This is a genomic window from Frankia sp. EI5c, from assembly GCF_001636565.1.
Classification (GTDB): Bacteria; Actinomycetota; Actinomycetes; order Frankiales; family Frankiaceae; genus Parafrankia.
On sequence record NZ_LRTK01000007.1, the window covers coordinates 308,456 to 330,991 of the forward strand.

The window sequence follows — 22,536 nt, forward strand, 5'->3', positions numbered from 1 at the left end:
CGGATACCACCACCGCGGATCGGCGTCTGCCAGATGCAAAAAGCTGCCGGAGAACTGCGAGCTAACGGTGTCCCGCCGCGCGGGCAGGCACCACCCACGGACGCCAGGTCGCAGGCACCACCCACCGACTCGGCACCAGCTCACAGGCGGCACACAGGATTTCCAGCAAACCGCCAGCGCGGCCGGCCGCGGTCTGCCATAGTGACTCACCGTCCCCGGACGACCCCGCGCCAGTTCCTACACACGGACCCCGACCTGGCCCGAGCCCAGACCGCCGAGCGGCGGGCACAGGCCACCCCACCCCGCCCGGAAGAAACCGGAGCTACTCGCGACCAGACCCAACGAAATACGGATCTGGACATCACGAAACTCGCCGGAACCGTCCGCGGCGTGTACTTCGACCTGTACGTCATCCTCGACATCTTCTCCCACAAGGCCATTCACTTCGAGTTCCATCCCACCGGGAACGGGAACTCGCGAGGGCCTTCATCGAACACGCCGTCGCCGCGAACGGCGGGGTCCGACCGAACACTGTCTCCCCCGGCCAACCCGGCAGCTGCGTCACCCCAGCAGTAGGTCGAGTTCCGCGCGGTCGGTGTCGTCGAGCCAGCGGAGGGTCGCGCCCTTCGCCGGCCGCCAGACGACGCGGTCGGCCCGCCATGCCTCCCGCCGCAGCCGCATCTTGTCGATCTTCATGCTGGCCAGTTTCGGCAGCTCCTCGGTGACCCGGACGAACGCCGGGACCCACTTGGGGCCGAGGTCCGGCTGGTCGGCGAGGAAACGGTCGAAGGCAACCGGGTCGAACTCGGCGCCACCGTCGAGTTCGAGCGCGACCATCACCCTGTCCCCCACCGGATCGTCGGGCACGGCGTAGACGGCGACGGAGCGGGCGGCCGGATGCCGGGCGACGATCGCCTCGACCGGGGCGGCCGCGAAGTTCTCGCCGTCGACCCGCAGCCACTCGTTCGACCGGCCGGCGAAGTAGAGCCACCCGTCGGCGTCGCGGTAGGCCAGGTCACCGGACCAGTACCAGCNGCCTCGGAACCGCGACCGGGTGGCCTCCTCGTTGCGGTAGTAGCCCTCGAACCCACCGGCCGGCGCGGTCTGGACGATCTCGCCGACAGCCACGTCCAGGTTGGTGGGCCGTCCGTCCGCACCGAAGGCCACCGGCGGACACTCCTGCCCGGTGGCCGGGTCGAGCACCCGCACCGTCGGATCGGCGGTGCCCAGCGCGCCCGCGGGCATCGACGGGTCGCGGCGGATGATGATGACGCCCTCGGTGGAGCCGTAACTGTCCCGCACGCCACAGCCGAACCGGCGGGCGAACCCACGGATGTCCCGCTCCGACGCCTCGTTGCCGATCGCGATGCGCAACGGGTTGTCGGCGTCGTCGGGACGCTCCGGCGTGGCGAGAATGTAGTTCAGCACCTTGCCGGTGTAGGTGATCATCGTCGCGCCGAAGCGGCGGACGTCCGCCAGGGTGTTGGAGGCGGAGAACCTCGGCCGGGTCGCGATCGGGATGCCGGCGTTCAGCGCGGAGGACCATCCCGTGAACAGCGAGCTGGAATGGAAGAACGGCAGCGGGGAGTAGACCGCGTCGCCCGCGCCGAGGCCCGCGATCCGGGCGACATGGGCGCCGGTGCGCGCGTACCTGCCCTGGGTGCAGCGCACCGCCTTCGGCAGGCCGGTCGAACCCGACGTGAAGATCAACAGAAGCAGGTCCTCGGGCCGCCCCGGGTACTCCGGGAGCCGAGCGGGCTGCCGCGCCACCTCGGCGGCGTAGCCGGGGCCGTCGACGACGAGCACCCGTCCCNCGGGGATGCCGGTGTCCACGCCGGCGAGCAGCGGCTCCTGGGTGGCCGACGTGATCAGGAGCTGGCAGTCGGTGTGCCGGATCAGCTGGCCCAGCTGATCCCCGCGGTAGGTGGAGTTGACGCCGACGACAACCGCCCCGGACAGTGCCGCCGCGGCCAGCCAGAACAGGTAGTCGGGCACGTTGTCCAGCAGGACGCCGATGTGCGGCGGGCGCTCGGGGTCGCGGACCTGTTCGAACAGCGCGGCCCGGCGCGACGCCTCCGCGACCAGTTCCCGGTAGGTCCACTGCTGGTCACCGGTCAGCAGCGCGGGCCCGTCACACTCGGCCAGCGCCCGCAGAACCGCGGCTGCCGTCGTGCCTGCCGTCGTGCCTGGCGCGCCTGGCACACCTGGCACGCCTTCGGTATCGACACCCGCAGACGCCGCACCGCCAGGCGCTGCGCCCCCGGACTCCGCACCGCTCGCCGGCTTCACCGCGGGGCCTGTCGCGTCACGGACTCGGCAGACCGGTCCGCGGGAGCTGTCGGACCTGCCGACCTCGGCGCGTGTACTCGCGCCCACCTGCCCGTACGGAGCATGGTTTCTCCTTCGGCTGTGGCACCGTCAACCGCGGGCCGGCCGTCACCAGAGGCTGGCGATCGGCTCCAGCATGCTCAGATCGGCCGGCTCGACGATCATCGTCGTGACCGGCCCGTCTCGCCACGCGGCGAGCTGCTCGGCGATCCGGTCGAGGGGACCCACGAGAGTCAGGTCGTCGACCAGCTCGTCGGGAACCGCGGCACAGGCCGCCGCGCGGTCGCCGCCGAGGTACAGATCCTGGATGCGGCTCGCCTCGGCGGCATACCCGTACCGGGCGACCNGCGAGGCGTAGAAGTTCGTCTTCCGCGAGCCCATGCCGCCGATGTGCAGCGCGATCCGCGGGCGCACCCGGTCCCGGCACGCGGCGAGGTCGTCCNCGACGCAGGCGAGCACGGTGGGAGCCACCTGAAAGCCCGCCGGGGCCTTCGCGAGCGCCTCCCCCCAGGCATCCTTCCAGCGCGTCGGGCTCCACAGATACGGCAGCAGGCCGTCGGCCTCGGCCACGGTCATCGCCACGTTCTTCGGCCCCATCGCGGCCACGAGGATCGGCGTCTGCGCGGCGCCGGGCATCGTGGAACGCAGCGGCCGCCCCTGGCCGGTGGCGTCCGGCCCCGTGTACGGGATCGTGAAGTAGGAGCCGGTGAACTCCAGCCGTTCCTTCGCGGCGAGCGCCCTGCGCAGCACGGCCAGGTACTCGCGGGTCATCGCCACCGGCGGACGGAACGGCACACCATGCCACCCCTCGACGACCTGCGGCCCCGACGCACCGAGCCCGAGCACGAAGCGGCCCTGGGAGAGCTGCTGGAGGGTGAGCGCCGTCATCGCCGTGGTCGCGGGCGTCCGCGCCGGCATCTGGGCGATGGCCGTGCCGAGGCGTAGGCGGGTGGTGGCGGCAGCCATGCAGGCCAGCGGCGTGAAGGCGTCGTTACCCCAGGCCTCACTGGTCCACACCGAGTCGTATCCCGACTGCTCGGCCCGCCACGCCACGGCGTTGAGTGCGGCGGCGTCCCCGCGAATGCCGGCGAGACTGAGCCCGAGCGCAACCTTTGACACCGCCACGCCGGCACCATAACGTTTTCGCAACTTCGATGTCAATGTCGAGGTTCATGCTCCGGGATTGATGCTCCGGGGTTGATGCTCCGGGGTTGATGCTCCGGAGGTCGTGGGGCCGGCGGAACCCGCAGGAGGACGCAGTGGAGCCAGCAGGGCGTTCGGCGATCGTCACCGGGGGCGCGGGCGGGCTGGGTGCCGCGTGCGTCCGGCACCTCACCGGCTTCGGCCTGAAAACCGTGGTCTTCGACCTGCACGCCGACCGCGCCAAGGAACTCGCGGAAAGCATCGGGCCGGCCGCGGCGGCGGTGAGCGGCGACGTGAACGACGACGACGCGGTCCAGGCCGCGATCAGCGCCGCGCAGGCGCTGGGCACCCTGTCGGTCGTGGTGAACGTCGCCGGCGGCGGCATCGCCGGGCGCACCGTCGCCCGCGACGGCACCCCGCACGACAAGGACGCCTTCGTGAAGGTCATGCACATGAACGCGATCGGCACGTTCAACGTGACCCGGCTCGCGGCGGCGGCGATGTCCCGCAACGAGCCGAACGAGGAGGGCGAACGCGGGGTGGTCGTCAACACCGCGTCCATCGCCGGCATCGAAGGGCAGGCAGGGCAGCTCGCGTACGGCGCGGCCAAGGCGGCCATCCTCGGCATGACCCTGCCGATGGCACGTGACCTCGCGCCGGCCGGCATCCGCGTCTGCGCCATCGCCCCGGGAACCATGGGCACGCCGGTCATGCTCGGAGCACCGGAGGCGATGAAGGCGCGCCTGGTCGAGACCATCCAGTTCCCCAGGCGGATGGGCCGGCCGGAGGAGTTCGCACTGCTGGTGGAGTCGATCGTGCGCAACCCCTACCTCAACGGCGAGAACATCCGCCTCGACGGCGCCCTGCGCTTCCCACCCAAGTAGATCCACCGATCCACGGGTCCACGGCTCCACAAGCCCCGGGGTCCACGGCGCACACCTTCACCCACGGCACCTGCCTTCACCCGGCCCTTTCAGGAGGTCCCCGTGACCGAAGCAGTCATCGTCTCGACGGCGCGTACCGCGATCGGGAGAGCCCGCAAGGGTTCACTCGTCGGCCTGGACGCGTTCGAGCTCGCCGAGGCGGTCGTGCCGGGCGTGCTGGAACGCAGCGGTGTACCCGCGGCGGATGTCGACGACCTCGTCCTCGCCGAGTCGTACCAGGGCGGCGGGGTGATCGCCCGCAACATCGCCGTCCGCCTCGGTCTGCTCGGCGCCTCCGGGCTGGCGACGAACCGGCACTGCGCCGGGGGACTGTCCGCCGTCACGATCGCCGCCGGCAGCATCCGCGCCGGCATGGACAAGGTCGTCATCGCCGGGGGCACCGAGAGCCTCACCAACGCCGCTCGCAGCACGAAGCGCGACGCCGCCGGCCAGTACCAGCCCTGGATGGCACCCTCACACCCGAACACCCCGGAGGCGCCCGCCTTCGACATGTCCATCACCGTCGGCGAGAACACCGCGCGGGAGATGAGCCTCACCCGCCGCGACGTGGACGAGTGGACCGTCTACACCCAGGAGCGTGCACTCGCCTCCATCGACTCCGGGGCGTTCGTCGACGAGATCATCCCGCTGGACGTCACCCGCCCCGACGGGACCACGATCCGTTTCGACACCGACGAGCATCCGCGCCGCGGCACCACCCTGGAACGCCTTGCCGCTCTGCCACTGCTGCACCCCGAACTCCCCAACGCGACCGTCACGGCCGCGAATGCCGCCGGCCTCAACGACGCCGCCGCGGCTGTGACCCTGACCAGCGACGACTATGCCTCGGTTCATGGCCTCACCCCGCTCGCCCGGATCCGCTCCTGGGCCACCGCGGGCCTGGAGCCCGCGCTGACCGGCCTCGCACCGACCCTCGCGATCCCCCGGGCACTGGACCGCGCCGGGCTCACCCTGGCCGACATCGACCTGTTCGAGATCAACGAGGCGTTCTGCGCGGTTCCGGTGGCCGCCATCCGCAAGCTCGGCATCAGGCCGGAGATCGTCAACGTCAACGGCAGTGGTGCCAGCCTCGGCCACCCGATCGCTGCCACCGGCGCCCGGATGGTTGTCACCATGGTAGGTGAGCTGCGCCGTCGCGGAGCCGCGCTCGGCTGTGTCTCGATGTGCGCCGGTGGCGGCATGGGCGCTGCCATGATCATTGAATTGATCTAATTTTTCGGCAGGCGCTCCCGGCACCACCGCTTGTCAGCTCGACGCCGATCGTGGGCGTTGGCGCGCGACCAGGACGCGGACCTGGCGCTGCTCGTGTCGCGGACGCCGTTCGACGCGGTGCCCTGCGGGCGGCACGGTGCCCGCGGCCGCGTGGAAGCACCCGCCGAGCAGCTCAGCCGTTCGGTCGAGGGTCACTGCCGCCCGGCCCGACCCCGCCCTTCCGGTCCAGTTCCTGATCCGCCTACTCGCGGTTGGCCGACGATCGACGGAACTGACCGACGCGGGAGCCGCGGCCCGCCTGCGGAACCCCGTGTGGTCTCGTTCGGGCGGGACGAACCAGCCGTCCCCCCACCCATCTAATATCGAACGTGCGTTCGACTTCAGGTCGAGCGCGTCCAGTCCGAGACGGTGGACGATGGCGAGGTATCCCATGCCTGCACGTGGACGTTCAACCAGGCCGCAACCACGCACCGGCGCCGAGCGCGGCGCCCGCTCGCGCCTGACCGCGCTCCCTGCGGCTCGCGGCTCACGGCTTCACAACGAACAGCCCCGCATGGACCTTGCCGGGCAGGGCGGCATCGCCACCCCACCCGACGGGTTCGTCCGTAGCCGTGACCTGTCAGCCCGCGGCAGCTGCGGCGCGCTGGTGGTAGAGCTCCGCCCACTCCTTACGGGGGCGGACGGCGGTGTCGACGTCCGCGGCCCTGGCGCGCAGCGCGCCCACCGTGACCTGCTCCCGGGGAAGCCCGCGGAACGGGTCCCAGCCGAAGAAACGGCAGGAGTTCTGCCAGGTGATCTTGTCAATGTCCTCGTCGGAGGCTCCGGCACCGACCATTTCACTCATGACCTGCTCGGGCGCGTCCGGCCAGATCGAGTCGGAATGCGGGTAGTCGCATTCCCAGGCGATGATGTCGATGCCGATGTCATGGCGCACCTTCAGCGCCACCGGGTCGGTGACATAGCAGGCCAGCGAGTGATCCCGGAACNCCTCACTGGGCAGCTTGCCGCCGAAGTCCCGCCGCAGCCACTTCTGGTTGGTGTAGTGCCGGTCGCAGCGGCTGAGGTAGAAGGGGATCCACCCGATCCCGGCCTCCGACCAGGCAATCTTCAGGCTCGGGTAGTTCCGCATCGCGGGACCCCACAGAAGGTCCTGGGCGGCCAGCGTGGAGACCTGGGTTGCCAGGATGATGAAGTTGTCGATCGGGGCGTCCTGCGCTTGCTTCAGCGCACCGAAGCCCTGCCCGATGTGCAGGCACATCACCGTGCCGGTCTCGGCCAGCGCCGCGAACACCGGGCCCCAGTGGTCGAGGTCGTGGTAGCTGGGCAGGCCCTCGATATGCGGCAGCTCGGGCATCGAGACCGCCGGGCATCCCTTGGCGGAGATCCGCCGGATCTCGGCGACCATCAGCTGTGTGTCCCAGGTGGGCAGCAGTGCCAGCGGGATGAACCGCCCCGGGTAGGCCGCCGCCCACTCGTCGATGTGCCAGTCGTTGTACGCCTGGACCATCACGTAGGCCGTCTCGTTGCGGCCCCGGTTCAGGTTGCCGGCGCTGAATCCCGGGAAGGTCGGGAAGCACATCGACCNGAAGATCCCGTTGCGGTCCATGTCACGGACCCGTTCGTGGATGTCGTAGGCACCCGGTCGCATCTCCGGGTAGCCGGCCGGGTCCAGGCCCCACTCCTCCGGCGGCCAGGAGACGACCGCGTTGAGCGACAACGTGCCCGTCCGGTTGCCGTTGAACTCCCAGGACTGGAAACCCTCGTCGCTCGTGACGACCCTGGGTGCCTGGTCGGCCCACTTCGCCGGCACATGGCGGGCGAACATGTCAGGCGGCTCGACCACGTGGTCGTCGATGCTCACCAGCACCATGTCCTCGATCTTCATCGGAAACTACGCTCCCCTCGCGCCCGTGGATGTGCGGTCCGCCGCATCGTGCAGCAGCTGGTGGGCGATGACGAGCTGCTGGATCTGCCTGGTTCCCTCGTAGGTACAGCGGGTCCTCGGCAAGCGCTCCTCGCACCGAGGGAGAAGCCCACGCCGACAACCGTCAGGCCGGGATCAGCCGGGCCAGGTTGCCGCCCATTATCAGGGCCTTCTCCTCCTCGCCCAGCTCTTTCAACTCGCTGGAGTAGGCCGCCGGCTCGGCCAGGCCCTCCGGGTGCGGATAGTCCGAGCCGAACAGGACCCGTTCCACCCCCAGGAGACCGGCGAGCTCGGCCATGTCCTCCTCCCAGAAGGGGCTGACGTGGATGTTGCGCCGCAGCACCGACACCGGCTCCTCCAGGAACATCTGCGGAGCCTTCTTGTGGACGCTTCTCAGCGACTTGATCAACGGCGCGACCCAGGATGCTCCGTTCTCGACGACGGCCACCTTCAGCTCCGGGAACCGGGACAGGGTGCCGTGGCAGATGAGCGCGGTCACGGTGTCCTCGATCGGCCGCCACTGGCTGACCATCCGGAACAGTTCGGGCTGGAACGGCAGGTACTCCCGCGCCGTGCCCTCCCAGTCCTGGGTGTAGCGGTTGTAGCCACTGTCAGCGGAGTGGAACGCCACCAGCACACCGGCTTCGACGACCCGCCTCCAGAACGGGTCGAACTCGGGCAGACCGAAGGAGCGGGAGCCGCCGTGGCCCGGCACCGGGGCCGGCCGGACGAGGATCGCGCGGGCTCCGCGCTCCACCACCCACTCCAGCTCCTCGATCGCCCTTTCGACGATCGGCAGTGTGATGACGGGCGTGGCGAAGATGCGGTTCTCGTAGTCGAACCGCCAGGTGTCGTACATCCACTCGTTGAGGGCGTGGACGACCGCATGCGCCAGTTCCGAGTCGTCCCGCATCCGCTCCTCAAGGAGACTCGCCAGCGTGGGGAACATCAACGTGCGCTCGATGCCCTGCTCGTCCATCAGGGCGAGCCGGGGTGCCGGCTCACGGAACGCCGGAACGGACCGCATCGGCCTGCCGAGGATCTCGCGGAACGACTTCCCCTCCGGATTACCGACCCGGAAGTAGTCCTCCTGGGCGCCCGGGCGGGCGACGACCTCGAAGGTCGGGTTGGGGATGTACTCGCTGATCCGGCCTCTGATCGCAATCTTGGTACGGCCGTCGACCTGCACGTAGCGGATCGCGCCCCGGTAGCGCTCCGGCAGGAACCTGGTGAACGCCTCCTCGCTCTCGTACAGGTGGTTGTCCGCATCGAAGATCGGATACGGCGACACACTTGACGGCATGGACGTCCTTCCCTGTCAGAGGGCGTTCGGATCGACAGGCCCAGCCCCAGAACCAGACAGACCCAGAACCAGCCCCACCCCCAGACCTAGGTCGAGGTCGAGGTCGGAACCTGGTGGACCGGGACGGGTCGCCGGCCCTCGACCTGGAACCAGCACCCGAGCACCGAGCACCCGAAGGAATCACTCATCGTCACGAAAGACGGCGTTGATCGATGCCGATAGTCATATGCAACGTTGACGTCAATATAGGAACCTGCGAACCTCGAGGCAACATCGAGGTTCGCCGAGAGCGCCGAAGTTCGTGACCCCAGGGAGTGACGTGGCCGAACGCGAGGACCCGAACAGCCCGGTGATCATCGAGACTCGCGGTGCCGTCCGCATCGTGACGCTGAACCGTCCCGATGCGTTCAACGCCGCCGACGAGACCCTGCACCGCGCGCTTGCGGAGCTCTGGCCGGCCCTCGCCGCGGACCACGGCGTCCGCGCCGTCGTCGTCACCGGAGCTGGCGAGGCGTTCTCCGCCGGGGGCGACCTCGGCCTGCTCGACCGCATGACCCGCGATCCACAGCTGCGGGTCGAGGTGATGCGGGAGGCCCACGACATCGTCCGGGGTATGACGTCCGTCCGGGTACCCATCGTCAGCGCCGTCAACGGTCCGGCGGTGGGGCTCGGATGCAGTCTGGCCTCGATGAGCGATCTCGTCGTCATCGAGGAGCAGGCGTACCTGGCCGACCCGCACGTCCTGCTGGGCCTGGTCGCCGCGGACGGCGGCGCGTTGATGTGGCCGCTGCTCACCAGCCTGCTGCGCGCGAAGGAGTTCGTCCTGCTCGGTGACCGGATCCCGGCGCAGGAGGCCCTGCGGCTTGGGCTGGCCAACCGGGTCGTTCCGACAGGTACCGCCCTGACCACAGCTTTGGAGCTTGCGGACCGACTGGCCGCGCTGCCGCCGCAGGCGGTGGCCGAGAGCAAGGCGCTACTGAACAGCGGCGTCCGGCTGGCCGTCGATTCCCTGCTGAGTGCCGGTCTCGACAGCGAGACGGCGTCCTTCAAGGAGCCGGCGTTCCAGCGGAACCTGGCGACGATGCTGAGCCGCAGCGGATCGGCCTGACTGATGTTCGCGGAGCCGGAACAGGAGCCGGAGCAGCGGCAGCCGGCCTGCCCGACCGGCGCGGCGGCAGCCGACAGTTCGCCCCTCGGGGGCATGCCTGGGCGCGTGTCGCCCGAGCGGGCGGCGCGCTACCGGGCGGAGGGCTTCTGGAACAACCGCGGCCTCGCTGACGGTGTCGAGTCGGGGGCAGCCCGACGGCCGGGCGCGGTGGCACTCGTGGACGGCGAGCGGCGGCTCACCCACGCGGATCTGTCCTCCGCCGTGGCCACCGGGGTGGGGCTGCTGACGGCGCGGGGCGTGCGGGCCGGCGACGGCGCCGTTCTCATCAGCGGTAACACCCGCCACGGCGTGATCGCGTACCACGCGCTGCTTCGGGCGGGAACCACGGTGGTGCTGCTCGACCGACGCTGCGGAGCGGCGGATGTGCACCATGCCCTGGCAGCTCTGCGCACCGGGGCGGTTGTCGTCATGCCCGCCGCGGAGCGCGACCGCCTCGGCGACACGCTGGCCGCCACCGAGGCCGTGCCGCTGGAGCTGGAGTTGTTCGACGCCAGGACAGCTGGTTCGGCCGGGGTGGCGGCCCGCTGGGTCGAGCCCGATCGCGACCGGCCCGCGGCAGTCCTTTTCAGCTCGGGCACCACCGGCCGGCCGAAGGGTGTCGTTCACTCGTTGAACACGCTGACCGCCGGCGCCGCCAACCTGGCCCGCATCACCTCCGCCGACGAGGCGACCGTGCTCTTCCTCGTCAGCCCGTTGACCAGCATCACCGGGCTGACGCAACTTCAGCTGGCGGCGGACCAGCACGCAACACTCGTCCTGGAGGACCGCTTCTCTCCGGAGCAGAGCCTGCGGCGGCTGAACACCGCCGGGGCGACCCTGCTGGGCGGCGCTCCGGTCATCGCCGAACGTCTGCTCGCCGCCGCGACGGCCGCGGGGCCGGGCACCCGCATCAGCCTGCGGACGCTCGCGCTGGGCGGCGCGATGCTGCCGCGCCCGCTGCTGGAGCAGGCCACGAACGTGTTCGGCATCGAGATCGTGCGGGTCTACGGCTCGTCCGAGGCACCCATGTTCTCGGGAAGTCTCCCGTCGGACGGGCGGGAGCGACGGCTGTCCGACGACGGCGCTCTCATGCCTGGCGGCGAGGTGCGCAGCGGATCGGCGAACCATCCGCGGGAAGGACTGTTGCGGGGGCCGAGCGTTTTCCTGGGCTATCTGGATCCGGCCGACGACGACGAGGCGTTCGACGGCGACTGGTACCTCAGCGGGGACCAGATCGAGGAGCACCACGGTCGGCTCACGGTCGTCGGGCGGCTCCGGGAGGTCGTGAACCGCAACGGGCTGAAGATCTCTCTCGGCGAGGTCGACGCGGCTTTGCAGGGGCTGCCCGGGGTGACGGAATACGCGTCGTTCGGCGTGCCCGATCCCTCCACCGGCGAGCGGCTGGCAGTCGCCGTCGTCGAGGACGACACCTGCGACGCGGACGACACCTTCACCGTCGACGCGGCGGGCGGTGGGAACAGCGGCAAGATCACGCTGGACGACGTCGTGGCGTACCTTCTCGCTCGGGGGACGGCCCGGCGCAAGCTGCCCGAGCAGCTCGTGCGCTGGGACGGGCCGCTCCCCCGGACCGCCTCCGGGAAGATCGTCCGTTCCCGGCTCGCCCGCGACGCCCCGGCGTACCCCGGTGACCTGGCGGCGCGGTTGCATGAGCGCTGACCGCGGGAGTGCACCTCCTGGTCACAGCCCCTTCACGGCAACAGATATGATCTTCGCCGCCTTTCGCCGTACCGACGCCACACCTACAATATCGACGTCGAACTAGCAGTAGGTCGATACCGGATGCCCCAGGAACCAGGAGACTCAGGAGCACCGAGCCCGTCAGGGAACCGGCGCACGCCGGCCTGGCCCACAGGACTTCCGACCCGTAACTGGTCACCAGGTTCCGGCACCAGCCGACCGAGCCGGTTGAACAAGCGCCCGAGAGGATCTACCGTGCCGGAACGTACGCAACGCGGGACAGCCGTACCGATCGCCCCCCGCGCCGCGCGCGATGACCAGGAGATCGGCAAGCGCCGGGGCACGGGGCGCACCCGCCGCGGCCGGCAGACGCGCAGCCAGCTCGTCGACGCCGCCCGTGCCGTCTTCGAACGGGACGGCTTCCTGCACGCCCGGGTGGCCGACATCTGCGACCTCGCGGGTTTCTCGCACGGCTCCTTTTACACCTACTTCGTCTCGAAGGAAGAGATCTTCCGCGAGGTGGTCGACTCCGTGGAGCTCGACCTCCTCACCCCGGACCCGTCTGTCTCGACCACCGATCCCGTCGAGCGGATCCGGGCGGCAAACCGTCACTACCTCGAGACGTACGCGGCGAACTCGAAGATCATGCACGTGATCCAGCAGGTGGCCACGTTCGACGACGACGTACTCAAGATCCGTCTTCAGCGGCACGAGGTCTTCGCCCGCTCCATCGAGCGCCGGGTGCGGGCGTTGCAGGAGGCGGGGATCGCCGACACCGGTGTCGATGCCGCCTACGCGGCGCAGGCGCTCGGCGGGATGGTCGCCTACTTCGCGGACCTGCTGTTCAACACCGAGAACGGCGCCGGCTTCGACCTCGACACCGCCGTCGACCAGCTCACCGTCCTGTGGGCGAACGCGCTGGGCGTGCGGTCGACCGGCTGACGGCATCGCGACCACCGCGCCCCCGGCCGGAGCGGCTCCCGCCCGAGCACGGCGTCGGCGCGACGCCTGACACTTCGTGGCACGTTGTGCACGTTCACTGGGCAGTCCGCCGAGNGGGAAGAAACCGTGACAATCGCGCAGCACCCCGAGATCTACTATGACCCGTACGAGCCGGAACTTCAGATCGACCCGTTCCCGATCTTTCGGCGCATGCGGGAAGAACAGCCGCTGTACTACAACGAGAAGCACGACTTCTACGCGATCAGCCGGTTCGACGACGTGGACAGGGCCTTCGTGGACGTCACCACGTTCAGTTCCGCCCGCGGGAACATCCTTGAGTTAATCAAAGCGAACATGGAACTCCCGCCGGGGGTGTTCATCTTCGAGGACCCGCCGATGCATCCTGTGCATCGCGGCGTTCTCGCCGGGATCTTCACGCCGCGGAAGATGGCCGCCCTCGAGGACCGGATCCGCGACTTCTGCGCCCAGGTTCTCGACCCGCTGGTGGGTACCCGACAGCTTGACTTCGTCGCCGACCTCGGCGCCAAGATGCCGATGCGGGTGATCGGGATGCTGTTGGGCATCCCCGAGCAGGATCAGGAGGAAATCCGGGTTCACCAGGACGAGAAGCTGCGGCGGGTGGAAGGGGAACCCGGCGAGTTCAACGACGACCAGTTCGCCGACGGCACCTTCTTCGCGCAGTACATCGACTGGCGGGCGAAGAACCCGTCCGACGACCTGATGACGGCGTTGATCAACGCCGAGTTCGAAGACGAGACGGGCACCGTCCGGCGCCTCACCCGCGACGAACTTCTGATCTTCATCAACGTGCTCGCCACGGCCGGCAACGAGACCACGAACCGGACCATCGGCTGGTCCGGCAAGATCCTCGGCGATGCACCTGATCAGCGACGAGAGCTCGTCGCGAACCCGGCGCTCATTCCCAACGCCGTGGAAGAGATCCTGCGCCTGCAACCGGCCGCGCTGCAGGCCTGCCGGTACGTCACCCGGGACGTCGAGATCCACGGCCACACGGTGCCCGAGGGCAGCGTTCTGATGCTGCTCATGGGTTCGGCCAACCGCGACCATCGGGCTTTTCCGCCGGATGGCGACAGTTTCGACATCCACCGCAAGATCGGTCGGCACCTGACGTTCGGCCGCGGCAACCACTTCTGCCTCGGCGCTGCCCTCGCCCGCCTCGAGGCACGCATCGCCGTCGAGGAGGTCCTCAAACGCTTCCCCGACTGGGAGCCGGACATGGAGCAGGCGAAACTCGACTCGTCCCAGGTCCGCGGCTGGGCGACGCTGCCGGTACACATTCCGGCCGCGTGACCGCGGCTTCACGGAAGGCGCGTTACCGGAGGCCGACGATACGTAGCGCGAACTGGCTGTATTCCCAGACCACGGCATCCTCCGTCAGCTCGCCGTCCTCGCGGTACCAGACGGCTACGCCCATTCCGAGATCGAGGATGGCGTAAGAGGCGAGTCTCGCGGAGGTGACCTCGAACCGACCGGCCCGCACCCCGGCTTCGACCAGGTCCCGGAAGCACCGCTCGTACTCCGCGCGCAGGCCGAGGACCCGCTCCAGGTGCGGCTGGACGAGGCTGCGCAGCTCGCGGTTGCCGACGAACGCCTCCAGGCGGTGCCGGGCGTGGTAGCGCACATGCGCCTCGGTGGCGCGCCGCAGCCGCTCGACCGGGTCGGTCGTGGTACTCACAGCTGCCCGGTGCAGCGCCAGCAGGCTCTCCATGGTCCCGGTCATGATCTGCACCAGCACGTCCTGCTTCGAGGCGACGTGCTTGTACAGGCTGGGCCCGCGCATGCCGACGGCGGTACCGAGGTCGGCCATCGTGGTGGCCTCGTACCCGAAGCGGGTGAACAGATCGAGTGCGGCGGCGCGGATCTGGTCAGGGCGCGCCGAGCTGGTCCGGACCACGGCTCCCTCCCTGATCCGCAACGGATCGCGTGCCGATCATCAACGAGCTGACCCGCGGACGGCCACCGGACCGGCCAAGCGACCGACCAGCGGCCGGCCAGTGGCCGCCCAGTGGCCGCCCAGCCGATGGACCAGTGCCGACCGGCCCACGAATGCTAACGAGCGCTAGCACCGGCCGCTCGCGGCCTCGCCGCATCATATCGGCAATCACTTGCGGTTACGACAAGATCGTCGCTAGCATCTTGGCTAATAACCGTTAGCTCAGACAGGCGCCGCGCGGGCGGCCGGCTGGCCGACAGGCCGCGGCCCCGCACCAGGAGGACCGATGGCTGTTGATCTTGCCCACTCGCCGGCCGTCGCCGATCTGGCCCGGCGGGCCGGGGCCTTCACCCGCGAGGTGGTGCTCCCGGTCGAGGAGCGGCTCCGCGGCGCCGCCCCCACCGAGGCGGTGCGCCGCGAGCTGCAGGACGCGGCGCGCGCCGCGGGCCTGTTCGCCCCGCACGTCAGCGCCGAGTACGGCGGCCACGGGCTGGACATGCGGGGCCGCGCGGCCGTGTTCGAGGAGGCCGGCTACTGCCTGCTGGGCCCGCTGGCGCTGAACATCGCCGCCCCCGACGAGGGCAACATGCACCTGCTGGAGGCGGTGGCGACCGAGGAACAGAAGGAGCGTTACCTGCGCCCGCTCGCGGCCGGCGAGATCCGGTCCTGCTTCGCGATGACCGAGCCGGCCCCCGGTGCCGGCTCCGACCCCCGCGCGCTGAGCACCCGCGCGGAACGGATCGACGGCGGCTGGCGCATCAACGGGCACAAGTGGTTCATCACCGGGGCGGACGGCGCCGGTTTCGCGATCTGCATGGCCCGCACCTCGGGCCACGCCGGTGACGCCGGGGGCGCGACCATGTTCCTGGTGGACGCGGACAACCCGGGCCTGAAGACGGTGCGCCACATCGAGACCCTCGACGAGAGCCTGTTCGGTGGGCACATCGAGCTGCTCTTCGACAACTGCGAGGTGCCCGACGACGCCGTCCTCGGCGGGGTCGACGAGGGCTTCCGCTACGCCCAGGTACGACTCGGGCCAGCCCGGATGACGCACTGCATGCGCTGGCTCGGCATCGCGCGGCATGCCCAGGACATCGCCGTCCGGCGCGCCGCCGAGCGCGAGCTGTTCGGCTCCCGCCTCGGCGAGCTGGGGATGGTCCAGCAGATGATCGCCGACAACGAGATCGACATCGCCGCCTCCCGCGGCCTCATCCTGCAGGCCTGCTGGGAGCTCGACGCCGGCCGGTCGGGCGCGCAGTCCACCGCGGTGGCCAAGACGTTCTGCGCCGAGGCGGTGTGGCGGGTGGTCGACCGCTCGCTCCAGATCTGCGGCTCGCTCGGGGTTTCCGGGGACATTCCGCTGAGCCGGTTCCTGCGCGAGGTGCGCCCCTTCCGGATCTATGACGGCCCGTCGGAGACGCATCGCTGGGCGATCGCGAAAAGAGTGCTCCGGCAGGCCTCCGGCGCCGCCACCACCACCGCTGCCCCCACCACGACCACCGCCCCCGCCCCCGCTCCCGCGACTCCGGCCCGATGACCACCGCCGTCGAAGGGCTGGACCTGCCCGCACTGGAACGCTTCTTCGCCGCCCAGGTGCCGGGCTTCCAGGGCGGGCTGGCCGCGACACTGCTGTCCGGGGGCCGTTCGAACCTCACCTACCTGCTCACCGACGGACGGACGCGCTGGGTGCTGCGTCGTCCACCGCTTGGCGGGCTCACCCCGTCGGCGCATGACGTGCTGCGCGAGCACACCGTGGTCTCCGCACTGGCGGGCAGCGGCGTGCCGGTGCCCCGCGCGGTCGCCCACAGCGACGGCGACCTGCTGGGGGTGCCCTTCTCCGTGGTCGAGCACGTCGCCGGCCCGGTGATCCGTACCGTGGAGGAGCTGCACGCGCTGCCGCGGGCCGACATCGAGCGCTGCGCGTTCGCCCTGGTGGACGTCCTGGCCCGGCTGCACGCCGTCGCGCCGGACGGCGTCGGGCTGGGCTCGTTCGGCCGCCCGCAGGGTTATGTGGGCCGCCAGATCCGGCGGTGGTACGACCAGTGGCAGCGGGTCGCCACCCGCGAGCTGCCCGACATAGACGCCCTGCACGCCGGGCTCGCCCGCGCGCAGCCGGCCGAGGGCGGCGCGTCGATCGTGCACGGCGACTTCCGCATCGACAACGTCATCCTGGCGCCGGACGACCCGGCGACGGTGCGGGCCGTCATCGACTGGGAGATGGCCACGCTGGGTGACCCACTTGCGGACCTGGGCGTGCACATCGTCTATTCCGACCCGGCGTTCTCCTCCGTACTGGCCGGNTCGGCCGCGTCGACGAGCCCCCGCCTGCCGGGTGCCGGCGAGCTGGTCGGCCGCTACGCCACCGCCACCNGGCGCGACGTGGGCGACTTCCCGTTCTACCTCGCGCTCGGCTACTTCAAGGTCGCGGTGATCGCCGAGGGCATCCACGCACGGTTCCTGCAGGGTGTGACCCGCGGCGACGGCTTCGAGGGCGCCGGTGAGGCGACGGCCCCGCTCGCCGCCGCCGGCCTGCGGGCGCTGAGTGGAGATCTGGAGACACGTTGACCACCGTTCTTGACCTGTTCCGGCTGGATGGCCGGGTGGCCGTGGTCACCGGGGCGAGCTCGGGCCTGGGCGCGGGGTTCGCCCTGGCGCTGGGCCAGGCCGGCGCGGACGTCGTACTCGCCGCCCGCCGCACCGACCGCCTGGCCGAGGTGGCGGCCGCGGTACGACACACCGGCCGGCGCGCGCTCGCCGTCGCCACCGACGTGAGCGACCCCGAGCAGTGCGAGGCGATGGCGCAGGCGGCCGTCGCCGAGTTCGGCCGGATCGACATCCTGGTCAACAATGCCGGGCTCGGTACCGCGGTGCCGGCCCTGCGGGAACGACCGGAGGAGTTCCGCCGCGTCCTCGACATCAATCTGAGCGGCGCCTACTGGGCGGCGCAGGCGTGCGCCCGGGTCATGGAGCCCGGGTCGAGCATCGTCAACGTCTCGAGCGCGCTGGCCCTGGTCAAGTCGTTCGCTCCACAGGCCGCCTACTCGGCGAGCAAGGCGGGGCTGATCGGGCTCACCCGCGACCTGTCCCAGCAGTGGTCCGGGCGCCGCGGGATCCGGGTCAACGCCGTGGCCCCGGGCTACTTCGCCAGCGAGATGACGGACGAGATCCCACGGGAGAAGCTGATGGCGTTCATCGCGGACACCACTCCCCTGGGCCGCCTCGGTGAGCAGCGCGAGCTGGACGCGGCGGTGGTGTTCCTGGCCGGGCCGGGAGCCTCCTACATCACCGGCGCGACGCTCGCCGTCGACGGCGGGATGTCCGGGCACTGACGCCGCTCCCGCACGGGGCCGGCTTCGGGATCGGCCACCGGCGCGGGCGCGGGTTTCGGGCGCGGGGTCTCGGGCCCCGGGACGGGCGGGGCGGCGCGGGGCAGGGCAGGGCACGGGCACGGGCACGCGGGTAGCCGACGGGTTGACCTGTCACCGCGGGTGCCCTAGTTTTTCCCGGTAGGGAAAAACGGTTGCTGGGCAGCCGACGATACCGCCGGTCGACATCCCCGTGCTTGAGAGGCCGAAGAATGAGCGCACTGCTCGATGTCGAGGACCTCATCGTCGAGTATCCGGCCGGGGACCCGCGGGGGCGTCCGGTGGCGGCGCTGCGGGGGGTCTCGCTCGATGTCCGGGCCGGCGAGTGCCTGGGAGTCGTGGGCGGTCGCGGATCCGGTACCGCCACGCTGAGCGACGCGGTGCTGGGACTCGCGCCGGTCGCGTCCGGCGCCATCCGCTTCAAGGGGCAGGACATCGCCCGGCTTTCCCAGGGCCGGCGCCGCCGGCTGGACGAGAAGATCCAGGCCGTCTCCCGGGACCCGTACAGCTCGCTCAATCCGTTGCTCACGGTCGAGGCATCCCTCGCCGAGCCGTTACGGGCCGAGCGCGTCCCGGCCGGCGCCGCCGCCCGGCGGGTCCGGGAGCTGCTGAACCAGGTCGGCCTGCCGGCGGGAGCTGGCGCCCGGTTACCCGGTGAGCTCTCCGACGACCAGCGCCGGCGGGTCGCGTTCGCCCGCGCGCTCACCCTCTCCCCCGAGCTGGTCATCTGCGACGACCCCGTCTCCGCACTCGCCCCGACCGCGCGATCGGAGTTCCTGGAGCTGCTCATCACCCTGCAGGAGACCACCGGCACCGCCTACGTGTTCATCTCCGACGACCTCGCCCTGGTCCGCCAGATCTCGCACCACGTCGCCGTCATGGACCGCGGTGCGATCGCCGAGCGCGGCACGGGTTACCGGGAGACCGCGGTCCCGCCGCTCGCCTACGCACGGCGGGCGCCCGCGGTGGCGCCCGCTCCGAACCGGACAGCCGCGAACCCGGCCGCCGCCGACCCGGCCGCCGCCGACCCGGTCGGTCCGATCTGGCATGACCCACACCGGCAGCGGATGTTCCGGCGGCCGGTCGGCCGGACGCAGCGCCAGGCGCGGTGCGGCTGCGGTCGCGGCGACGCCGGCGGGCTCCCCCGGGGGCCGCGGCACCGCCCCGGTGATGTGCCGGCGGGCTTCCGCGGCGGCCGGCTCCCGCGGTCGAGCACCGCCCGGGCCAGGCCGGCCCGGGGGGGCCGGCCGCGTGACCACCGCCGCCGGCGGAGGCAGTGACCTCGGGCGGCGAGCTGGCCGGGCCGGCAACCGGTAGAAACGTCGAGGTGGAGACTGCCAGCAGCGGGCCGCGGGATGTCACCGGGACCGTCGTGCCCACCAGCCCCCGCCGCCGGCCCGGCCGGCCGGCCCGCATCAACCGGCAGATGGTCGTGGAGGCAGCCGCCGCCCTCGACCCCGACGGCGTCACCATCCAGGCTGTCGCCGACCGGCTCGGCGTCGACCGCAAGGCTGTCAGCTACCACGTGTCCAGCCGTGAGGAACTGCTGGAGCTCGTCACCGCGCAGACCCTGGCAGCCGAGCTGGAACACCTGGCCCTTCCCGAGGATGACTGGCGGGAGGCCGTCCGGGTCTACGCCCGCGGGGTGCGCCAGGTGCTGCTGCACGAGGCCTCGCTGTCGCTGCTGATCACCCGGCTCCCGGGCGTCGGCGTCCTGGTGCCGGCGGACGCACTCGTCGCCAGGCTGTTCGACGCCGGCTTCGACGAGACCAGCGCCGGGATCGCCCTCAACCTCATCACCCGGGTGGTGTTCACCAACGCCAAGGATCTCCTGCTCGCCAAGCGCTACCGGCGCCACCCGACGCTCAGCGAGGTCCGCAGCGTCCTGGCCGGCCTCCCCCCCGACCAGCTGCCCCACCTGCGCCGGATCCTCACCAACGGCGTGCAGGAGCCGTTCGAGGTCGAGCTGGAGTTCCTCGTGGCCGGTCTGGAGCATCTCCTCGCCCGCGGCACCGGGCTCGACGGGCGGGTCGACGGGTGACGTCCTGACCGGCGCGGCGGCGGACAAGCCTATGATTTCGGAACGTGTCCGGTGACGGCCAACCACTTCGGGTCGGGGCCGTCGCGACGCGGCTGGTAATCGCCCGGTGGCGCCTTCACGCCGCGCCCCCGGGTCGGTGCGCTCGTATGGAGGAGTTTTCGTGAGCAACAAGGTCGAGACATTGGAGTTCCAGGCGGAGGCCCGCCAGCTTCTGGAGCTGATGATTCACTCGATCTACTCCGACAAGGACGTCTTTCTCCGGGAACTGATTTCCAACGCCTCCGACGCTCTGGACAAGGCCCGCCTCGAGTCGCTGGTCGACTCCGACCGCCGGATCGACACCACTGACCTGCATATTGCCATCGAGGTCGATCGGGAACAGCGCACGCTGACCGTGCGGGACAACGGCATCGGGATGTCCCGGGACGAGGTCGTGAACCTCATCGGCACGATCGCCAAGTCCGGCACGGCGGAGCTGCTGGGCAGGCTGCGGGAGTCGGCGGACGCGGCGGCGCCCGATCTCATCGGGCAGTTCGGGGTCGGTTTCTACGCCACCTTCATGGTGGCCGACACCGTCACGCTGACCACCCGTCGGGCCGGCGAGAGCGGCGGGACCCGCTGGGAGTCGGCCGGCGCGGGCACCTACGTCATCGAAGCCCTCGACGACGCGCCGCAGGGCACCGCCGTCACCGTGCACCTCAAGCCGGAGGACAGCGAGAACCACCTCTTCGACTACACGGACGAGCGCCGGATCCGCGAGATCGTGAAGCGCTACTCCGACTTCATCGCCTGGCCGATCAGGATGGCCGTCGAGCGCACGGGCGCCGGCACCGCCGCCGGTGTCGCCGGTGCCGGCGACGGCGAGGGCCAGGCCGACGGTGCGAAGACCACCGAGATCCAGACGCTCAACTCGATGAAGGCGCTCTGGGCCCGGCCGCGCGGCGAGGTCGACCAGTCCGAGTACCACGAGCTCTACCGGCACATCAGCCATGACTGGACCGACCCACTGGAGATCATCCACATGAAGGGAGAGGGGACCTTCGAGTACGAGGCCCTGCTCTTCCTGCCGGCCCGCGCGCCGTTCGACCTATTCGCCCAGGGTGGCCAGCAGGGCATTCAGCTCTATGTCCGGCGTGTGTTCATCATGGACGACTGCAAGGCGCTGATGCCGAACTACCTGCGCTTTGTCAAGGGTGTCGTGGACGCGCACGACCTCTCCCTGAACATCTCGCGGGAGATCCTCCAGCAGGACCGCCAGATCCAGCTGGTGCGCCGCCGCCTGGTCAAGAAGGTGCTCACCACGCTGCGTGGCCTCCAGGAGAACGACGCCGAGCGTTACCGGGCCTTCTGGAAGGAGTTCGGCCCGGTGGTGAAGGAAGGGCTGATCGACGACGTCGACAACCAGGAGACACTGCTGGATGTCGTCTCCCTCGCCTCCACCCACGACCCCGACGAGCTGACGACCCTGCGCCAGTACGCCGACCGCATGAAGGACGGCCAGACCGACATCTACTACATGACCGGCGAGTCGCGGGCGCTGGTCGAGAACTCGCCGCACATGGAGGCATTCAGGGACCGGGGCTACGAGGTGCTGATCCTCACCGACCCGGTCGACGAGGTCTGGGTCGAGCGGGTGGCCCGTTACGACGGCCGACCGCTGCGCTCCATCGCCAAGGGCCAGGTCGACCTGGGCGGGCAGGACGACGCGGAGAAGGACTCCGACACCGGGCGGCAGCAGCGCGAGGAGGAGTTCGGCGCGCTGCTCGCCTGGCTCGGCGAGGCGCTGCGCGACGACGTCCGAGAGGTGCGCCTCTCCAGCCGGCTCACGTCCTCACCCGCCTGCATCGTCGGCGACACGCACGACATGACGCCGGCGCTGGAGCGGATGTACCGCGCGAGCGGCCAGCAAGTGCCGCGCCAGAAGCGCATTCTGGAGCTCAACCCGACCCATCCGCTGGTCACCGGCCTGCGGGCCGCGCACGAGAAGGACGCCACTGCCTCCACCCTCGCCGGGGCGGCGGAGCTGCTGCACGGGATGGCGGTGCTCGCCGAGGGCGGCGAGCTGCGGGACCCGTCCCGGTTCGCCAGGCTGCTCGCCGACCGGCTGACCACCACCCTCTGACCCTGGCCCTGGCCCTGGCCCGTCCGGTTGGGCTGCGCAGCTTCTCGTGGATCTGGGTCGGACGAAAATCGCGTAGATCATGATCTCGCGCCGGGCGGGCGGGGGCGGGCGGTGCTTGCGTACGCGGGGGCGGTTGGCACCCGCGTAGGCGGGGGATGGGTGGGTGCGTCCGGTGATCTGACGGTGGCGGTCAGCGTTTCGGGTGGCGGCGCGGNTGTGTCGTTGTGGCGACTGAAGACCTCGTGGTGTCTCTTCGGTGCAGGTGTTGACAACCCCGGTGGTGGTGGGGGCGCAACCCCGGGGGGAGTGGAGACACGACGAGGTCTTCAGTCGCTGTCGGCGAACATTCGCGGACGGGTGGCGCGGGGGTGGGTGAGGGTGGTTTCGGGGCC

The 22,536-nt window shown here is 70.7% G+C and carries 16 protein-coding genes and 8 pseudogenes; 13 read left to right on the forward strand and 11 right to left on the reverse strand.

Annotated features, from left to right (window positions below):
- Positions 1 to 561 precede the first annotated feature (561 nt).
- From UG55_RS32990 to UG55_RS33015, 6 genes and pseudogenes are all read right to left on the reverse strand, one after another.
- On the reverse strand, positions 562 to 1,014 hold the full coding sequence (locus UG55_RS32990) for an AMP-binding enzyme (RefSeq protein ID WP_396230818.1): 453 nt from the start codon (positions 1,012 to 1,014) through the stop codon (positions 562 to 564).
- A gap of 21 nt (positions 1,015 to 1,035) precedes the next feature.
- Positions 1,036 to 1,813, reverse strand: a pseudogene (locus UG55_RS32995) (AMP-binding protein); the annotation flags it as partial.
- Between the two features lies 1 nt (position 1,814).
- Positions 1,815 to 2,376, reverse strand: a pseudogene (locus UG55_RS33000) (AMP-binding protein); the annotation flags it as partial.
- Positions 2,377 to 2,436: 60 nt separating this feature from the next.
- A partial coding sequence (locus UG55_RS33005) for an LLM class flavin-dependent oxidoreductase (RefSeq protein ID WP_242423807.1) occupies positions 2,437 to 2,674 on the reverse strand: 238 nt, incomplete at its 5' end.
- A gap of 1 nt (position 2,675) precedes the next feature.
- Positions 2,676 to 2,770: pseudogene (locus tag UG55_RS33010) on the reverse strand (hypothetical protein); the annotation flags it as partial.
- 1 nt (position 2,771) lies between these two features.
- Positions 2,772 to 3,447: pseudogene (locus UG55_RS33015) on the reverse strand (LLM class flavin-dependent oxidoreductase); the annotation flags it as partial.
- Positions 3,448 to 3,587: 140 nt separating this feature from the next.
- On the opposite strand from UG55_RS33015, the gene UG55_RS06390 reads away from it, so the two are divergent.
- Together UG55_RS06390 and UG55_RS06395 are read left to right on the forward strand one after the other, a co-directional pair.
- Positions 3,588 to 4,355, forward strand: coding sequence for an SDR family NAD(P)-dependent oxidoreductase (locus tag UG55_RS06390; RefSeq protein WP_066064080.1), 768 nt, complete (start codon positions 3,588 to 3,590; stop codon positions 4,353 to 4,355).
- A 102-nt stretch (positions 4,356 to 4,457) separates the two neighbouring features.
- Positions 4,458 to 5,627: a thiolase family protein gene (locus UG55_RS06395; protein WP_066064082.1), complete on the forward strand. Its 1,170-nt coding sequence runs from the start codon at positions 4,458 to 4,460 to the stop codon at positions 5,625 to 5,627.
- Between the two features lie 619 nt (positions 5,628 to 6,246).
- Here UG55_RS06395 and UG55_RS33020 read toward each other — a convergent pair.
- The 4 genes and pseudogenes from UG55_RS33020 to UG55_RS06405 all read right to left on the reverse strand — a co-directional run.
- A pseudogene (locus UG55_RS33020) lies at positions 6,247 to 6,613 on the reverse strand (amidohydrolase); the annotation flags it as partial.
- A 1-nt stretch (position 6,614) separates the two neighbouring features.
- A pseudogene (locus tag UG55_RS33025) lies at positions 6,615 to 7,211 on the reverse strand (amidohydrolase family protein); the annotation flags it as partial.
- 1 nt (position 7,212) lies between these two features.
- A pseudogene (locus UG55_RS33030) lies at positions 7,213 to 7,512 on the reverse strand (amidohydrolase); the annotation flags it as partial.
- A 163-nt stretch (positions 7,513 to 7,675) separates the two neighbouring features.
- Positions 7,676 to 8,854: an amidohydrolase family protein gene (locus UG55_RS06405; protein WP_066064087.1), complete on the reverse strand. Its 1,179-nt coding sequence runs from the start codon at positions 8,852 to 8,854 to the stop codon at positions 7,676 to 7,678.
- Positions 8,855 to 9,173: 319 nt separating this feature from the next.
- Between UG55_RS06405 and UG55_RS06410 the strand changes: the two genes are divergently transcribed.
- From UG55_RS06410 to UG55_RS06425, 4 genes are all read left to right on the forward strand, one after another.
- Positions 9,174 to 9,962 (forward strand): enoyl-CoA hydratase/isomerase family protein, encoded by a 789-nt coding sequence (locus UG55_RS06410; RefSeq protein WP_066064088.1) that lies wholly within the window; start codon positions 9,174 to 9,176, stop codon positions 9,960 to 9,962.
- Between the two features lie 93 nt (positions 9,963 to 10,055).
- Positions 10,056 to 11,678, forward strand: coding sequence for a class I adenylate-forming enzyme family protein (locus tag UG55_RS06415; RefSeq protein WP_066064259.1), 1,623 nt, complete (start codon positions 10,056 to 10,058; stop codon positions 11,676 to 11,678).
- 276 nt (positions 11,679 to 11,954) lie between these two features.
- On the forward strand, positions 11,955 to 12,641 hold the full coding sequence (locus tag UG55_RS06420) for a TetR/AcrR family transcriptional regulator (protein ID WP_066064092.1): 687 nt from the start codon (positions 11,955 to 11,957) through the stop codon (positions 12,639 to 12,641).
- 126 nt (positions 12,642 to 12,767) lie between these two features.
- Positions 12,768 to 13,973 carry a cytochrome P450 gene (locus tag UG55_RS06425; protein WP_066064094.1) on the forward strand — a complete coding sequence of 402 codons (1,206 nt, stop codon included), beginning with the start codon at positions 12,768 to 12,770 and terminating at the stop codon, positions 13,971 to 13,973.
- A 22-nt stretch (positions 13,974 to 13,995) separates the two neighbouring features.
- Here UG55_RS06425 and UG55_RS06430 read toward each other — a convergent pair whose 3' ends face one another.
- Positions 13,996 to 14,577, reverse strand: coding sequence for a TetR/AcrR family transcriptional regulator (locus UG55_RS06430; RefSeq protein WP_066064096.1), 582 nt, complete (start codon positions 14,575 to 14,577; stop codon positions 13,996 to 13,998).
- A 325-nt stretch (positions 14,578 to 14,902) separates the two neighbouring features.
- Here UG55_RS06430 and UG55_RS06435 point away from each other — a divergent pair, with 325 nt between their 5' ends.
- The 7 genes and pseudogenes from UG55_RS06435 to htpG all read left to right on the forward strand — a co-directional run bounded on the left by UG55_RS06435 (position 14,903) and on the right by htpG (position 22,144).
- Positions 14,903 to 16,153: an acyl-CoA dehydrogenase family protein gene (locus tag UG55_RS06435; RefSeq protein ID WP_066064099.1), complete on the forward strand. Its 1,251-nt coding sequence runs from the start codon at positions 14,903 to 14,905 to the stop codon at positions 16,151 to 16,153.
- A partial coding sequence (locus tag UG55_RS46725; RefSeq protein ID WP_242423808.1) for a phosphotransferase family protein occupies positions 16,150 to 16,916 on the forward strand: 767 nt, incomplete at its 3' end. The genes UG55_RS06435 and UG55_RS46725, both read left to right, overlap by 4 nt.
- A gap of 71 nt (positions 16,917 to 16,987) precedes the next feature.
- Positions 16,988 to 17,181: pseudogene (locus UG55_RS46730) on the forward strand (phosphotransferase family protein); the annotation flags it as partial.
- Positions 17,178 to 17,945, forward strand: a complete 768-nt coding sequence (locus tag UG55_RS06445) for an SDR family NAD(P)-dependent oxidoreductase (protein WP_066064103.1) — start codon at positions 17,178 to 17,180, stop codon at positions 17,943 to 17,945. The pseudogene UG55_RS46730 and the gene UG55_RS06445, both read left to right, overlap by 4 nt.
- Positions 17,946 to 18,193: 248 nt before the next feature.
- Entirely contained in the window at positions 18,194 to 19,261 is a 1,068-nt protein-coding gene (locus tag UG55_RS06450; protein ID WP_066064108.1) for a dipeptide/oligopeptide/nickel ABC transporter ATP-binding protein, read from the forward strand.
- A 47-nt stretch (positions 19,262 to 19,308) separates the two neighbouring features.
- Positions 19,309 to 20,022 carry a TetR/AcrR family transcriptional regulator gene (locus UG55_RS06455; RefSeq protein WP_199865054.1) on the forward strand — a complete coding sequence of 238 codons (714 nt, stop codon included), beginning with the start codon at positions 19,309 to 19,311 and terminating at the stop codon, positions 20,020 to 20,022.
- 160 nt (positions 20,023 to 20,182) lie between these two features.
- Positions 20,183 to 22,144, forward strand: coding sequence for a molecular chaperone HtpG (gene htpG, locus UG55_RS06460; RefSeq protein WP_066064113.1), 1,962 nt, complete (start codon positions 20,183 to 20,185; stop codon positions 22,142 to 22,144).
- Positions 22,145 to 22,536 lie beyond the last annotated feature (392 nt).

Bases quoted from the DNA above. Each gene is read 5' to 3' on its own strand.
- UG55_RS06405 (WP_066064087.1), bottom strand. From the start codon at position 8,854: ATGCCGTCAAGTGTGTCGCCGTATCCGATCTTCGATGCGGACAACCAC.
- UG55_RS06415 (WP_066064259.1), top strand. From the start codon at position 10,056: ATGCCTGGGCGCGTGTCGCCCGAGCGGGCGGCGCGCTACCGGGCGGAG.
- UG55_RS06435 (WP_066064099.1), top strand. From the start codon at position 14,903: ATGGCTGTTGATCTTGCCCACTCGCCGGCCGTCGCCGATCTGGCCCGG.
- UG55_RS06450 (WP_066064108.1), top strand. From the start codon at position 18,194: ATGAGCGCACTGCTCGATGTCGAGGACCTCATCGTCGAGTATCCGGCC.